The sequence below is a fragment of the Kutzneria viridogrisea DSM 43870 genome (assembly GCF_000525635.1).
Lineage (GTDB): Bacteria > Actinomycetota > Actinomycetes > Mycobacteriales > Pseudonocardiaceae > Kutzneria > Kutzneria viridogrisea.
On sequence record NZ_CP007155.1, the window covers coordinates 2,647,114 to 2,662,176 of the forward strand.

The window sequence follows — 15,063 nt, forward strand, 5'->3', positions numbered from 1 at the left end:
ACCGTGTCGCAGCCACGTCCCGCAGGCCCAGGTCAAGCACCCCGCGTGGTGGTGCAGGCCGGGACTACCGCGGGCACTGCGGTCCGTGAGGCGGGCCTGCCCGGCAAGGGCGCCGACGCGGTCGTGGTGGTGCGCGACGGTGAGGGCCGCCTGCGCGACCTGTCCTGGGCGCCCGAGGTGGACACCGAGGTCGAGGCGGTGGCCGCCAACACCGACGACGGCCGCAGCGTGATCCGGCACTCCTGCGCGCACGTGCTCGCGCAGGCCGTGCAGCAGGAGTTCCCCGAGGCCAAGCTGGGCATCGGCCCGCCCATCCGGGACGGCTTCTACTACGACTTCCAGGTGGCCCGCCCGTTCACCCCGGAGGACCTGCTCGCGCTGGAGAAGCGCATGAAGCAGATCATCAAGGGCTCGCAGCGGTTCTCCCGGCGCGTGCTGGAGTCGGTGGACGCGGCCAAGGCCGAGCTGGCCGCCGAGCCGTTCAAGCTCGAACTGGTGGACATCAAGTCCGATGTGGACACCTCCGAGGTGATGGAGGTCGGCGGCGGTGAGCTGACCGTCTACGACAACCTCGACCCGCGCTCGGGCGACACGGTCTGGGGCGACCTGTGCCGCGGCCCGCACGTGCCCACCACCAAGCACATCCCGGCGTTCAAGCTGATGCGCTCCGCCGCGGCGTACTGGCGCGGCAGCGAGAAGAACCCGCAGCTGCAACGGGTCTACGGCACCGCGTGGGAGTCGCAGGAGGCGCTGGACGCGCACCTGGAGCTGATCGCCGAGGCCGAGCGCCGCGACCACCGCAGGCTGGGCACCGAGCTGGACCTGTTCAGCTTCCCCGACGAGATCGGCTCGGGTCTGGCGGTGTTCCACCCGAGGGGCGGCATCGTGCGCCGGGCCATGGAGGACTACTCGCGCCGTCGCCACGAGGAGGAGGGCTACGAGTTCGTCTACTCCCCGCACATCACCAAGGGCAACCTGTTCGAGGTCTCCGGCCACCTGGACTGGTACCGCGACGGCATGTACCCGGCGATGCACCTGGACGCGGAGTACGACGAGGACGGCAAGGTCCGCAAGCCCGGCCAGGACTACTACCTCAAGCCGATGAACTGCCCGTTCCACGACCTGATCTTCCGGTCGCGCGGGCGGTCCTACCGCGAGCTGCCGCTGCGCATGTTCGAGTTCGGCACCGTGTACCGGTACGAGAAGTCCGGTGTGATCCACGGGCTGACCCGCGTGCGCGGCATGACGCAGGACGACGCGCACATCTTCTGCACCCCCGAGCAGGTGCAGGAGGAGCTCAAGTCGCTGCTGGGCTTCGTGCTCGGCCTGCTGCGCGACTACGGCCTCGACGACTTCTACCTCGAGCTGTCCACCCGCAACGAGGAGAAGTACGTCGGCTCCGACGAGGTGTGGGAGAAGGCCACCGAGGCCCTGCGCACCGCCGCACTGGACTCCGGCCTTGAGCTCGTGCCGGACCCGGGCGGGGCCGCGTTCTATGGTCCGAAGATCTCCGTGCAGGCCAAGGACGCGCTGGGCCGCACCTGGCAGATGTCCACCATCCAGGTGGACTTCAACCTGCCGGAGCGGTTCGAGCTGGAGTACACCGCCGGTGACGGTTCCCGGCAGCGACCGGTGATGATCCACCGCGCGCTGTTCGGCTCCATCGAGCGGTTCTTCGGCGTGCTCACCGAGCACTACGCGGGCGCGTTCCCGGCCTGGCTGGCCCCCGTGCAGGTGGTCGGCATCCCGATCGCCGACGAGCACGTGGAGCACCTGCAGCAGGTGACCAAGTCGCTGCGGGCCAGGGGGATCCGGGTGGACGTGGACGCCTCCGACGACCGCATGCAGAAGAAGATCCGCAACCACACCATGCAGAAGGTGCCGTTCATGCTCGTCGCCGGGCAGAAGGACGTGGAGTCCGGGGCGGTGTCCTTCCGGTTCCGCGACGGCAGTCAGCTCAACGGCATCCCGGTGGAGCAGGCCGTCAAGGCGGTCGTGGACTGGATCGAGCGCCGGGAGAACGCCTCGCCCAACGCCGAGGTGTTCACCGCGTGACCGAGCCGCCGGAGCTCGTCGGTCAGGACGGGGTCGGGGTCCCGGACGCCTTGCAGCGCCTGTGGACCCCGCACCGGATGGCCTACATCCGCGGGGAGAACAAGCCCACCGGCGACCAGCCGCAGGGCTGCCCGTTCTGCGAGCTCGTGTCGCTGCCCGACGAGGACGCGCTGATCCTGGCCCGCGGTGAGCTGGTCTACGCGGTGCTCAACCTGTACCCGTACAACGCCGGGCACCTGATGGTCGTGCCCTACCGGCACGTGGCCGACTACCCGGACCTGACGCCCGCGGAGACCGTGGAGCTGGCGGAGTTCACCCAGCGCGCCATGCGCACGATCCGGCGCGTGTCGGGGCCGCACGGGTTCAACGTGGGCATGAACCAGGGCGCGATCGCCGGTGCGGGCATCGCCGCGCACCTGCACCAGCACGTGGTGCCGCGCTGGGGCGGGGACGCGAACTTCATGCCGGTGATCGGCCGCACCCGCACGATCCCCGAACTGCTCGGGCAGACCCGCGAGCTGATCGCCGGGGCCTGGCAGTAACGCCGGAGCGGGACTCGGCCCACCGCTCGGCGGGACTCGCGGTGTTTCCACCCGCGAGTCCCGCTCAGCAGCGGCCGAGTCCCGCTCTCCCGCACGCGAGTCCCGGTCTGGGGCGTGCGAGTCCCGTTCTGGCGTGGCTGGGTCCCGGTCAGGACTGCAGACCGGCCTCGATGTCCAGCTCGATCTTGATCTTGTCGCTGACCACGGCGGAGGGGATGCCCGCGCCGACGCCGAACGCGCTGCGGCTGATCTCGGTGCTGGCCGACACGCCGAGCACCTTGGCGCCCTCGGTCATGCCGTCGCCGAAGCCGCCCAGCTCGCCGGTCAGCGTCACCGACTGGGTCACGCCGTGCAGGGTCAGGTCGCCCTCGATCGTCACGCTCTCGCCGTCCACGTGCACGGCGGTGGAGGTGAAGGTCAGCGCCTTGTGCGTCTCCACGTCCAGGAAGTCGGCGGAGCGCACGTGGCCGTCACGCTGCTCGTTCTTGGTGTCGATGCTGCCCGCCTCGATCACGGCGTTCACCGAGGAGTCCTTCGGGTCCTGGCCGGTGACGATCTGGCCGGAGACCGAGTTGAAGCGCCCGCGCACCTTGGACACGCCCAGGTGCCGAACGATGAAGGTCACGTCCGAGTGGACCGGGTCGATGGTCCAGGTGCCTGCGACGTAGCCGGGGATCTGGGTCGCGGTGGTCATCGTTCCTCCTGGTTGGTTGAGCTCTCAACTGAACCCTAGCGCACTAATGTTGAGAGTTCAACAACGAGGTATGATGGTGCCATGAACGAGCCGCGCTGGTTGACCGAGGACGAACAGCGGATCTGGCGCGCCTACACCGCCGCCACCAAGCTGGTCGGGGAACGCCTGGACCGACAGCTCCAGCGCGACTCCGGCATGCCCGCCACCTACTACGAGATCCTGGTCGCGCTGTCCGAGGCGCCCAACCGCGAGCTGCGCATGAGCGAGCTGGCCGAGTTCACCCGGTCCTCGCGCAGCAGGCTGTCGCACGCGATCGCCCGCCTGGAGGAGAACGGCTGGGTGGTGCGCCGGTCCTGCCCCACGGACAAGCGCGGCTCCTTCGCCTCGCTGACGGACCTCGGGTACTCCGTGCTGCGCGCTGCCGCGCCCGGTCATGTCACCGAGGTGCGGGCGGCGCTGTTCAACGGGCTCACCGCCGAGCAGTTGCGTCAGCTGGGCGAAATCGCCGAGGCGATCCGTGACCACGCTGGGGCGGGTTGTCCGGCGGCGTCGTGTGACGGTGACTAGGTGTCGCGGGGTGTGGTGAACGCCGCGATTTCACTTGCCGTGAAAAGCTGCCTCTGAGGATTCACTCTTCGGTGTCTGATATTCGGCGTAGAATTGAAGCATGGGGAAGAGGGAGATCGCGGAGCGGATGCTTGAGGTGTGGAAACGCCTCGCGTCCGCCGAATTCGATCTGCTCTGCTGCGCCGCCGAACTTGACGATCCCCACGAGATCGCGTTGTTGCTGCGCATTCCGCTCGGGAGGGCTCGTCGGCTTCAGGAGCAGGCGGCGGCAATGGATCGGCTGCCGGTGTTGGCCGGGTTGATGCGGGACGGGTTGCTGGACCTGGACCGGTTCGAGGCCGTGCGGAAGCTGACCGAGAACCTGGACGAGGAGAAGGCCCGCCAGGTGGACGCCCGGCTGACCGGTGCCGCCGAACTGAACTCCGGGGAGTTGAGGGTCGAGGTCGGGCGGCTGGTGTGCCTGGTTGATCCACTCGGTGCGGAGATCCGGCACGTCAGGGCCGTGAAACGCTCCGAGGTGCGGTACAAGCCGATGCCTGATGGCATGGCGGAACTGACCGCATACCTGGACGCGGTGCGGGCGCGGCAGGTGTTCGACCAGATCACCGCCGACGCGGAGGCCCTGGACGACGACCGGTCCCGAGGCGAGAAGCAGGCCGATGTGTTCGTCGATCGGATGCTGGGCTCGGATCGACCGGTGACGGTGCGGACTGACGTGACCGTGTCCGCGCGGACGCTGCTCGGGTTGACCACCGATCCTGGATACATTGCGGGTGTCGGATACGTTGACGCGAGCTTGGCTCGCGAAATCGCCGCGCAGGGCGACTGGCGCAAAGTCCTCACCGACAAAGTCGGCATGCCGATCGGGGTCGGTCGGAAACGATACCGGCCGCCGAAGGCGTTGCGGGATTTCGTGATGGTCCGGGACCGGGTCTGTCAGGCACCGGGCTGTTTGCGGCCGGTGGCGGAATGCGAGATCGATCATGTGCGGGGCTTTGCCTCGGGTGGTGCGACGGATGGGCGCAATCTGGGGCCGTTCTGTGATGTGCACCATTACCTGAAGACGATTGGCCGGTACCGGTTCGCGCGGGGCGCCGACGGGGTGCGGCGGTGGATCACGCCGCTGGGGTTCGAGCACGAGACCCGGCCGAAGGCGATCGCGGAGCCCGACCCGCCATGACCGGCGGCGGGGCACGGAGCTGGGCCGCTGCTGCCGTCCAAAGCCATCAGTGGACGCGACCAGCGAAGCAACTGGAACCGACTCGCAACCCAGGGCGGGCAGGCGCCCCTGGCCGCGCGGCTACTAGGCTGGCCCCACCCGCTCCTCTGTGCAGGTAGGTGCCGCCCCCGCCCCATGCTCAACATCTTCGCTCGCGCCTCGGTCTCACGCGTCACCGACCCGGTCGGTGCGTGGCTGCTCCGCCTCGGCGTCACCCCGAACGTGGTCACCGTGATCGGCACACTGGGCACGGTCGCGGCGAGCCTGTGGTTCTTCCCCAGGGACGACTTGTTCCTGGGCACGGTCGTGGTGACGGTCTTCGCGGTGTTCGACCTGGTCGACGGGGCGGTGGCCAGGGCGCGTGGGGCAACGCCGTTCGGGGCGGTGCTGGACGCGAGCTGTGACCGGATCGCCGACGGGGCGCTGCTGGGGGCTATCGCCTGGTGGTGCCTGGTCGTGGCGCAGGACCGCCTGGCGGGGGCGGCGGCGCTGATCAGCCTGGTGTGCGCGCAGGTGATCTCCTACGTCAAGGCCCGGGCCGAGGCGACGGGGCTGGATGCCGACGGGGGCCTGGTCGAACGGGCGGAGCGGCTGATCCTGGCGCTGGTCGGCACGGGGCTACAGGGTCTGGGCGTGCCCCTCGCGGTGGACGTGTCGATGTGCGCGCTCGCGGTGCTGGCGGTGATCACGGTGGCGCAGCGGCTGAGCGCGGTGCACAGGTCGGCACGGGATCGTGGGGCCGGGGGCCATGGTGCGGTGCAGCGTGAGGCTGGGGACGGCGGTGCGGCGCCTCGTGAAGCCGGGCAGCGTGAGGCTGAGGAATGGGATGCCGGGCTCCGCGTGGCTGGGGACGGCGAGGCGCGGGAACGCGGGGCTGGGAAACGGGAAGCCGGGGACTGCCAGGCCGGGGACCGCGAAGCCGGGCTCTGCGGGGCCGGTGACCGGGGAGCCGGTGACCGCGAACCAGGGCAGGGCCAGGCCGGGGAGTGCGAGCAGTGAGAGGTCTGCTCGCCACCGCCGCCTACACCGCGGCGTGGGCGATCGTGCCGAGGGTGCCCGCGCGGCTGGCGGCCTGGTTGTTCGGCTGGGGCGCGGAGCTGGCGACTCGTCGCGACGGGGCGGGTGTCCGCCAGCTCCGCGCGAACCTGGCCAGGGTGATGCCCAAGGCCGGGCCGGACGAGCTGACCGAGCTCGTGGGGCTGTCGATGCGGTCCTACGCGCGCTACTGGTGCGAGACCTTCCGGCTGCCCGCGATGGACCCGGAGGCGGTGCACGTCGGGGTGGAGGACAACGCCTCCGGGCAGGAGTACCTGCACGCCGCGATGCGCGAGGGCAACGGCGTGGTGATCGCGTTGCCGCACTCGGGCAGCTACGACGTGGCGGGGGTGTGGTTGCTGGGGCACACCGGCACGTTGACGGTCGTGGCGCAGCGGTTGCGGCCGGAGGCGGTGTACCAGCGGTTCACCAAGTTCCGACGTTCTTTGGGATTCGAGATCCTGCCGACCAGTGGCGGGGACCGTCCGCCCGCTGAGGTGCTGGCCGACCGGCTGCGCGCGAACCGGGTGGTGTGCCTGTTCGCCGACCGGGACCTCACCGAGCGGGGCGTGCCGGTGACCTTCTTCGGGGAGACGACGAAGATGCCCGCGGGCCCGGCCTACCTGGCCGCCACGACGGGGGCCGCGCTGCTGCCGGTGGGCTGCTGGTTCACCGAGCGCGGCTGGGGGCTGCGGGTGCACCCGCCGATCAAGGTCGCCGGGGTGGAGGGCATCGGCTCGGCCACGCAGGCGCTGGCCGACGTGTTCGCCGCGGACATCGCCGCGCACCCGGCCGACTGGCACATGCTGCAACGGCTCTGGCTGGCCGACGAGTGAGGGTCGGGCTGGTCTGCCCGTACTCGCTGGAGGTGCCCGGCGGTGTGCAGGCGCACGTGGTGAACCTGGCCGCGGCCCTGCGCGCGCTGGGGCACGAGGTGTCCGTGCTGGCCCCGGCCGGACGCGCCGTTCCGGTGCCGTACAACGGTTCGGTGGCGCGGCTCGGGTTCGGCCCGCGTTCCTACCGGCAGGTGCGGCGCTGGCTGTCCGAGCACGAGTTCGACGTGCTGCACCTGCACGAGCCGACCGCGCCCAGCGTGTCCCTGCTGGCGCTGACCCTGGCGCGCGGCCCGGTCGTGGCCACGTTCCACACCAGCATCGCGCGGTCCCGGGGGCTGCTCGCGGTGCGCCCGGTGCTGCGCCCGCTGATGGAGCGGGTCACCGCGCGGATCGCGGTGTCCGACTCGGCCCGCCGCGTGCAGGTGGAGCACCTGGGCGGGGACGCGGTGGAGATCCCCAACGGGGTGGACGTGGACTTCCACGCCCGCGCCGAGCCGCTGCCCGGCTACCCGCGCGCGGGCGGCACGATCGGGTTCGTGGGCCGCTACGACGAGCCGCGCAAGGGCATGCCGGTGCTGCTGGCGGCCCTTCCGCTGCTCGCCAAGCGGTTCCCGGACCTGCGTGTCCTGGTCGTCGGCCACGGGGACGCCGACCGGTTGCGCGCCGCCGACCGGCGGATCACCGTGCTTGGACCGGTCGAGGACCAGGTGAAGGCCTCGGTGCTGCGCAGTGTGGACGTGCTGTGCGCGCCGAACATCGGCGCGGAGAGCTTCGGCATGGTGCTCACCGAGGCGATGAGCGCGGGCACCCCGCTGGTTGCCAGTGACCTGGACGCGTTCCGCCGGGTGCTCGACGGCGGGCGGGCCGGGGTGCTCGTGCCGCCCGGCGATCCGGCCGGGCTGGCGGCCGGGTTGACCGCCGTGCTGGACGATCCCGCACTGCGCGAGCGGCTCGCCGGGGCGGGCCGCCTGCGGGCCACCGCGTTCGACTGGCCGTCGGTGGCCCAGCAGGTGCTGCGGGTCTACGAGACCGCCAGCGCGGCCCACCCCCGGGTGCTGGCCTAGCTGTACTGCCCTGAGCGGTGCGCGGGGAACTGACGGATGCGCAGCCGAGGAACATCAACGGTTCGGCGGCTGAGGGCGTACCGGAAGCGCCGACACGGCGTACCCGAAGCGCCGACACGCGGGGTTCCTGCGCGTGTCGGCGCTTCCCGTGCGGTGTGTCGGACGTTCCGGTACGCCTGCCCCGGGGCCCTTCGCCCGCTGATCACTGACTCCCGGCGGCGGTGTCGCCGCGTGGGTGTGGCGTGTTCCCTTGGGAGAACGCCAACTCCAGGGGAGATGTTGACGATGAGACCCATGTCAGTGATTGTCGCCGCGGCCGCGCTGTGCGCGCTGACCACCGTGCCCGCGCAGGCCGCGGCGAACCCGCCCGCGCGGGAGGTCGAGGCCGACATCCAGGCCAGCGTGCAGGTCGGCGAGACCGAGGTGAGCGGGGCGCAGCCGGTGTTCAGCCCGGACGGCAAGCTGCTCTACACCGCGGAGCGCGACACCGCGGCGCCGACGAGGTCGAACATCCGAGTGATCGACACGAGCACGAACAAGACCCGGTCCTTGCTGCGGGTGGGCATCGAGTACCAGACGGTGGTCCGGCTGACGATCAGCCCGGACGGCAGGCGCCTCTACGCGCTCCAGTCGGGCGGCCAGGGGGTCAGCGGCCAGGTCAACGTGATCGACACGGCCGCGCTCCAACAGGTCGCGACGATCACCCCGCCGGTCACCTACGGCAACAGCTCCTTCGGCTGGATGGGGGCGCAGACGATCAGCCCCGACGGCCGCTACCTGTACTTCACCCGCAACGGGGCCGTCATCGTGCCCGGCTCACCGGAGCAGGGCACGGTGTACGTGGTCGACACCGCCAGCAACTCCGTGGTGGGCAGCCAGAAGGTCGGCGGCTGGGTCCCGGACGACCTGGTGATCAGCCCGAACGGCCGTGACCTCTACATCTCCGCGCAGTCCAGCCAGGGCACCTTCCCGTCCACCGTGCGGCACTTCGACGCCAGCACCGTGCCCCCGCGCCTGCTCGGCGAGGTGCAGACCTCGATCGGCCCCAGCGAGGAGATCGGTTCGCTCGCGCTGAGCCCGGACGGCAAGCGGCTGTACGCGATGGGCGTGTACCCGGGGGCGCTGCACGTGGTCGACACGGCCAGTGACAAGCAGGTGGCCGCCGTGGAAGTCCCGAACAGCGGCTACTGGCGGCCGATCGCGCTCAGCCACGACGGCAGGCGGCTCTACGTGGCCGACACCGGACCGGACAAGTGGGGCGCCGCGGCCGTGACCGTCATCAACACCGGGACCGCAACTGTGGACAGCACGCTGGTCGGCTTCGACACCGAGCACCAGTACTCCCTGGTGCTCGGGGCTGACGACAAGCGGCTCTACGTGGTCGGCAAGGCGTTCGAGGACGCGGGCCAGGGCAAGGGTCTGGTGCAGGTCGTGCGCCTGTAGTAGGCATCGAGGTCATGGACAAGCCGTGGCTGCTGCTGGACGTGGACGGGCCGCTCAACCCGTTCCGCGCCATGCCGGGCCCGCGGCCCCACGGCTACACCTCGTACCGGACCAAGCCGAGCCTGTGGCCGCACGCCAGTGCGCTGCGAGTCTGGCTCAACGCCGCGCACGGGGCCAGGCTGCGCGCACTGCCCTTCGACCTGGTCTGGGCCACCACCTGGCAGGGCGAGGCCAACGAGTGGATCTCACCTCCGCTGCACCTGCCCAAGCTGCCGGTGATCGAGTGGCCCCGGCGGCAGGGCCGTGACCCCGAGGGGCTGCACTGGAAGACCCGGCACGCGGTGCGCTGGGCGGCGGGCCGGCCCTTCGCCTGGGTGGACGACGAGATCAGTGAGGCGGACCGGGCGTGGGTGCGTGAGCACCACGACCGGCCCGCCCTGCTGCGCTGGGTGGATCCCGGCCTCGGCCTGCGCGAGCAGGACTTCGCGGCGCTGCTGGACTGGAGCAAGAACCTGCGAACGGCCGGTTGACCTGGGCGTCGCGGCTTGGTCTAGTCCTCTTGCAGGGTTGGCGAAGGGGGGAGCTGTGCGCGTACTCGCAGCGTTGCTGGCACTGGTACCGGTGATCGCACTCGCACCCGCGGCGCAGGCGGCACCACCACCGACCACGCTGTCGATCTTCCCGAAACCGCAGCAGGCCGTCGCCGGATCGGGCGTGCTCCAGCTCGGCGAGCAGGCCACGCTGGTGGTGGGCGCGCACACCGACGCCCCGGCGCTGGCCGCGACCCGCGCCGCGCTGCGCTCAGCCGGGGTCCGGCACCTCCGCGAGGTCGACGAGCACACCGATCCGGGTTCCTCCCCGGTGACGGTCTACGTCGGCGGCAAGGGCGAGAACCAGGCCACCGCCGGTGCACTGGCCGCGCTCGGCGTGCACGACGCAACCGGGCTGCCCGCCGAGGGGTACGTGCTGGCCGTGGGCACCGGTCGGATCGTGCTGGACGGGGTGGACCCGGCCGGGACCTTCTACGCCGCGCAGACCCTGCGCCAGATCATCCACAGTGGACCGAACCGCTGGTACGAGATCCGCGACTGGCCCACCCTGCCCATCCGCGGAGTGATCGAGGGCTTCTACGGCACGCCCTGGTCGGACGCGAACCGCTTGGACCAGCTGGACTTCTACGGCCGTCACAAGATGAACACCTACGTGTACTCGCCCAAGGACGACCCGTACCTGCGTGCCAGCTGGCGTGACCCCTACCCCGCCGACAAGCTCGCCGCGCTCAAGGGGCTGGTCGACCGCGCCACGGCCAACCACGTGGAGTTCACCTACGCGATCTCGCCCGGCCTGTCGGTGTGCTACTCCGATCCGGCTGAGGCCAAGGCGATCGGTGCGAAGTTCCAGTCCCTGTGGGACATCGGTGTGCGGACCTTCGCCGTGCCGCTGGACGACATCAGCTACACCAAGTGGAACTGCGCGGCCGACGCGACGAGGTTCGGCACCGGCGGGGCCGCCGCGGGTGCCGCGCAGTCCTTCCTGCTCAACGCGGTGCAGCGCGAGTTCATCGCCACGCACCCCGGCGCGGGCAAGCTGGAGATGGTGCCCACCGAGTACTCCGACCTGGCCGCCACCCCGTACAAGAACACCCTGGCCGCCCAACTGGACCCCGCGGTGCTGGTGGAGTGGACCGGGACCCCGTTCATCGCCCCGGTGATCACCGACGAGCAGGCCGCCGCCGCGCGGAAGGTCTACGGCCACGAGATCCTGGTCTGGGACAACTACCCGGTCAACGACTACATCACCGGCCAGCTGCTGTTGGGGCCCTACGTGGGGCGGGGCACCGGCCTGGCGGCCTCGCTGGCGGGCATCACCGCGAACCCGATGATCCAGGCCGAGGCGTCCAAGATCTCGGAGTTCACCATCGCCGACTTCGTGTGGAACAGCGCGGGCTACCAGCCGCAGCGTTCCTGGGACGCGAGTCTCACGGAGCTGGCCGGTGGCGAGCCCGACGCGCTGGCCGCGCTGCGCCTGTTCGCTGACCTGAACTACACCTCCGACCTGGACCAGCGGCAGGCCCCTGCGCTCGCCGCGAAGATCGACTCGTTCTGGCGCACCGGGGACATCGCCGCACTGCACAAGCAGTTCGAGCTGCTCGACGAGGCCCCCGACCAGTTGCGGGATTCCTTGCCGGACAAGCAGTTCCTCACCGAGACCCAGCTCTGGCTGGACGCGACCAAGGCGTGGGCGAAGGCCGCCGACAAGGCACTGGACCTGGTCGAGCAGCAGCGCTCCCAGGACGGGGCCAGCGCCTGGCGGGACCGGCAGGCGCTGCTCGGGCTGGTGGCCAAGGCCCACTCGTTCCGGTACACCAAGCTGGACGGCAGCAAGCAGGAAGTGCTGGTGGGTCAGGGAGTGCTCGACAAGTTCATCGCGAAGGTGTTGCAGGACAACAACAAGGCGCTGGGCATCACCCCGGTCCCGGCCACGGCACAGGCCAGCCTGCCCACCTACGAGTCCTATGTGCCCGCCAACATGGTCGACGGCAACCCCGCCACGTTCTACTGGAGCAACGGCCCCGTGCACGTCGGCGACACCGTGGGCGTGGACCTGGGTTCGGTGCGCACGATCGGGGCCTTCACCGCGCTGATGGCCAAGTCGGGCAGCGCGGAGGACTACGTGCACAGCGGGGTTGTCGAGTACTCCGCGGACGGCACCACCTGGACCACCGGCCAGTCGTTCAGCAACACCCCGGAGCTGGTGGCCAGCCCGCCCGCCGGCACCACGGCCCGCTACGTGCGGCTGCGCGCCACCGCCGACCAGGACAACTGGCTGGTGGTCCGCGAACTGTCGGTGGCCACGGTCGCCGTCACGGGCGGACCCGCGGGAACCGGCCTGCCCGCCGTGGCCGACGGCAACCCCGACACGGCCTACCGCGCGGCGGGCGCCCCGGCCACTGGTGACGCGCTCACCGTGAGCTTCACCTCGCAGCGGCTCACCGGGGTGGTGGTGCTCGGATCCGCGGGCCGCGCGCAGGTGCAGGTGCACGAGGGCGGCACCTGGCGCACGGTCGGCCGGTTCGGCGGCGGCTACACCCAGCTGGACCTGCCCAAGGTCAGCGCCGACTCGGTGCGCCTGCTGTGGTCCGCGGACTCACCCGCACCAGTGATCAACGAACTCATCGCGCACTGACCCAGTCACCGCGAGTCCCGCCCAGGGGAGCGCGAGTCCCGCTGGGGTGCGCGTGAGTCCCGCCTACGACCGCGTGAGTCCCGCCTACGACCGCGCGAGGCCCGCCAACGAACACGCGAGTCCCGCGCCGCCGCAGCCCAGTCCCGCCGGGCCGTCACGACGCGATCGGCGTGACGGCCCGGTCGGCGGGGCTCAGTTCACGCCGAGCAGGTCCACCACGAAGATCAGCGTCTCGCCGGGCTTGATCGCGCCGCCCGCGCCACGGTCGCCGTAGCCCAGGTGCGGCGGGATGACCAGCTTGCGACGGCCGCCGACCTTCATGCCCGCCACGCCGCGGTCCCAGCCCGCGATGACCCGGCCCGCGCCCAGCGGGAACTGGAACGCCTGCTGGCGGTTCCACGAGGCGTCGAACTCCTCGCCGGTGGAGTGGGCGACGCCGACGTAGTGCACGCTGACCAGTTGGCCGGGGGCGGCCTCGGGGCCCTCGCCGACGGTGATGTCCTCGACCAGCAGGTCGGTCGGGGCAGCGCCCTCGTGCGGCTCAACTTCGGGCTTGGTCAGAGACATTCCGGTGTTCTCCTCGGTTCGGGTACAACTGCCCACATCATGCCCCTAGTGCGGTGTCCGGCGCCCATCACCGGTCCTTCCGCGCCCAGGCGGCGCCTCGCCGCACTACCTCAGCAGCCCGCGCGCGAAGGCCGCCGCCACCGCCGCCGCGCGGTCCTTCACGCCCAGCTTGGCGTAGATGTGGATCAGGTGCGTCTTGACCGTGGCCTCGCTGATGAACAGCTTCGCCGCGGCCTCCCGGTTGGTGCCGCCGCGGGCGACGAGCTCCAGCACCTGGAGCTCGCGGGCGCTGAGCTCCTCCCGCGCGGGCGCCCGCACCTGCCCGAGCAGCTTGGTCGCCACGGCGGGGGACAGCACCGCCTCGCCGCGCGCCGCGGCCCGCACCGCCCGCAGCAGCTCGGCCCGGGGCGTGTCCTTGAGCAGGTAGCCGGTGGCCCCGGCGGCCACCGCGGGCAACACGTCGCTGTCGGTGTCGTACGTGGTCAGCACCAGCACCCGCGCGGGCAGCCCGCGCTCGGCCATGCGCCGGATCGCGCTGACCCCGTCCACCCCGGGCATGCGCAGGTCCATCAGCACCACGTCCGGCCGCAGCGCCTCGGCGTAGGTCACCGCCTGCGCCCCGTCGGCGGCCTCGCCGAGCACCTCGAACTCCGGGTCCCCGGCGAACATGCCGCGCAGCCCGTCCCGCACGACCGGGTGGTCGTCCACGATCAACAGCCGGATCGGCTCACTCACCGCGGCCTCCCGGCACGCTCGCCGAGATCGCCGTGCCCACGCCCGGCTCGGACTCCACGCTCAACCGCCCCCCGACCCCGTCGACCCGCTGCCGCATCACGGTCAGCCCGAACCCGTCTCCGTGCGGCTGCCCGCTGAAACCCACCCCGTCGTCGCGCACGTCCAGCACCACCTGGTCCTCCAGGTAGGACAGGGTGAGACCGGCCCGTGAGGCGCGCGCGTGCTTGGCGATGTTGGTCAGCGCCTCCTGCGCCACCCGGTACAGCGCCACCTCCACCTCGGCTGGCACCGGCCACGGCTCACCGTCGGTGTGCAGCTGCGCGGGTACGCCCTCGGTGCGCGACCAGTCGGCCGCCAGCGCGCCCACCGCCTCGGGCAGCCGCGTGCCCTCCAGCGGCTCGGGCCGCAGCGCGCGCACCGACCGCCGCGCCTCGGTCAGGCTCTGCCTGGCCAGCCGCGCGGCGGTGGCCAGGTGTGCCCGGTCCCCGGTCTGATCCTCGGCCTGCAACTGCGTGACGATGCCCGCCAGGCCCTGCGCCAGCGTGTCGTGGATCTCCTGCGCCATGCGCTGCCGCTCGTCGAGCACCCCGGCCTCCCGCGCCTGGGCCAGCAACTGGGCGTGCAGCCCGGAGTTCTCCGCCAGCGCGGCGGCCAGTTCGGCGTTGGTGCGCTTGTGCTTCTCACTCTCGTGGCCGACCACGAGGCCCGCGTACAGCAGCGGCACGCCCACGTTGACGATCAGCAGCCAGGCCGTGCCCTGGTCGGGGTGCTGCACGAACGCGGAGAGCACCGCCTGCACGGCCACGCCCACCGCAACGAACCGCGTGGACAGCAGGCCGAAGGCGTGCGCGAAGCCCACCGACCCGAACAGGGCGAACCAGGCGTTGCACCAGGTCAGCGCCACGATCAGGGCGACGAGCACCACGTAGTACAGCAGCGGGCGGCTGGGCTTGCCCGGCACCGTCCACAGCAGCCACAGCGCGGCGGCCAGCACCAGCGCCGCGGTCAGCGGCAGACCGCCGTGCGGCTCGCTGAGCGGCATCAGCGCTGCGAGCACGCTGGAGACCGCGAGCAGCACGTACCCGCTGCTCGAGAAGATCAGCCGCTCCCTGCCGTCCAT

General features: G+C 71.3%; 13 protein-coding genes and 1 pseudogene. 10 read left to right on the forward strand and 4 right to left on the reverse strand.

Translation table 11 applies throughout. From position 1 onward, the window contains the following. Window positions 1-45: 45 nt before the first annotated feature. Window positions 46-2,055, forward strand: a complete 2,010-nt coding sequence (gene thrS / locus KALB_RS12075; protein WP_025355974.1) for a threonine--tRNA ligase — start codon at window positions 46-48, stop codon at window positions 2,053-2,055. Continuing rightward, on the forward strand, window positions 2,052-2,597 hold the full coding sequence (locus KALB_RS12080) for an HIT family protein (RefSeq protein ID WP_025355975.1): 546 nt from the start codon (window positions 2,052-2,054) through the stop codon (window positions 2,595-2,597). The genes thrS and KALB_RS12080 overlap by 4 nt, the downstream gene beginning before the upstream one ends. 148 nt (window positions 2,598-2,745) lie before the next feature. Here KALB_RS12080 and KALB_RS12085 read toward each other — a convergent pair whose 3' ends face one another. Further along, a complete protein-coding gene (locus KALB_RS12085) occupies window positions 2,746-3,291 on the reverse strand; it encodes a YceI family protein (protein ID WP_025355976.1) in 546 nt (181 codons plus the stop codon). Window positions 3,292-3,372: 81 nt separating this feature from the next. On the opposite strand from KALB_RS12085, the gene KALB_RS12090 reads away from it, so the two are divergent. From KALB_RS12090 to KALB_RS12125, 8 genes and pseudogenes are all read left to right on the forward strand, one after another. Beyond that, on the forward strand, window positions 3,373-3,858 hold the full coding sequence (locus KALB_RS12090) for a MarR family winged helix-turn-helix transcriptional regulator (protein WP_025355977.1): 486 nt from the start codon (window positions 3,373-3,375) through the stop codon (window positions 3,856-3,858). A 100-nt stretch (window positions 3,859-3,958) separates the two neighbouring features. Beyond that, a complete protein-coding gene (locus tag KALB_RS43820; protein WP_025355978.1) occupies window positions 3,959-5,038 on the forward strand; it encodes an HNH endonuclease signature motif containing protein in 1,080 nt (359 codons plus the stop codon). A 174-nt stretch (window positions 5,039-5,212) separates the two neighbouring features. Continuing rightward, window positions 5,213-5,833: pseudogene (gene pgsA, locus KALB_RS12100) on the forward strand (phosphatidylinositol phosphate synthase); the annotation flags it as partial. A 239-nt stretch (window positions 5,834-6,072) separates the two neighbouring features. Continuing rightward, window positions 6,073-6,948: a phosphatidylinositol mannoside acyltransferase gene (locus KALB_RS12105; protein WP_148309445.1), complete on the forward strand. Its 876-nt coding sequence runs from the start codon at window positions 6,073-6,075 to the stop codon at window positions 6,946-6,948. Continuing rightward, entirely contained in the window at window positions 6,945-8,012 is a 1,068-nt protein-coding gene (locus KALB_RS12110; protein ID WP_042220332.1) for a glycosyltransferase family 4 protein, read from the forward strand. Before KALB_RS12105 ends, KALB_RS12110 begins: the two co-directional genes overlap by 4 nt. Window positions 8,013-8,306: 294 nt before the next feature. Beyond that, window positions 8,307-9,455, forward strand: coding sequence for a YncE family protein (locus KALB_RS12115; RefSeq protein WP_025355980.1), 1,149 nt, complete (start codon window positions 8,307-8,309; stop codon window positions 9,453-9,455). 14 nt (window positions 9,456-9,469) lie between these two features. Next, complete coding sequence (locus tag KALB_RS12120) at window positions 9,470-9,985, forward strand: HAD domain-containing protein (protein ID WP_025355981.1); 516 nt, start codon at window positions 9,470-9,472, stop codon at window positions 9,983-9,985. 55 nt (window positions 9,986-10,040) lie between these two features. Next, window positions 10,041-12,641 (forward strand): glycoside hydrolase family 84 protein, encoded by a 2,601-nt coding sequence (locus KALB_RS12125; RefSeq protein ID WP_025355982.1) that lies wholly within the window; start codon window positions 10,041-10,043, stop codon window positions 12,639-12,641. Between the two features lie 192 nt (window positions 12,642-12,833). Here the strand turns inward: KALB_RS12125 and KALB_RS12130 are convergent, their stop codons facing one another. The 3 genes from KALB_RS12130 to KALB_RS12140 form a co-directional block, all read right to left on the reverse strand. After that, complete coding sequence (locus KALB_RS12130; protein WP_025355983.1) at window positions 12,834-13,208, reverse strand: FKBP-type peptidyl-prolyl cis-trans isomerase; 375 nt, start codon at window positions 13,206-13,208, stop codon at window positions 12,834-12,836. A gap of 105 nt (window positions 13,209-13,313) precedes the next feature. After that, window positions 13,314-13,943, reverse strand: a complete 630-nt coding sequence (locus tag KALB_RS12135) for a response regulator (protein WP_025355984.1) — start codon at window positions 13,941-13,943, stop codon at window positions 13,314-13,316. Beyond that, entirely contained in the window at window positions 13,936-15,063 is a 1,128-nt protein-coding gene (locus tag KALB_RS12140; protein WP_025355985.1) for a sensor histidine kinase, read from the reverse strand. The genes KALB_RS12135 and KALB_RS12140 overlap by 8 nt, the downstream gene beginning before the upstream one ends.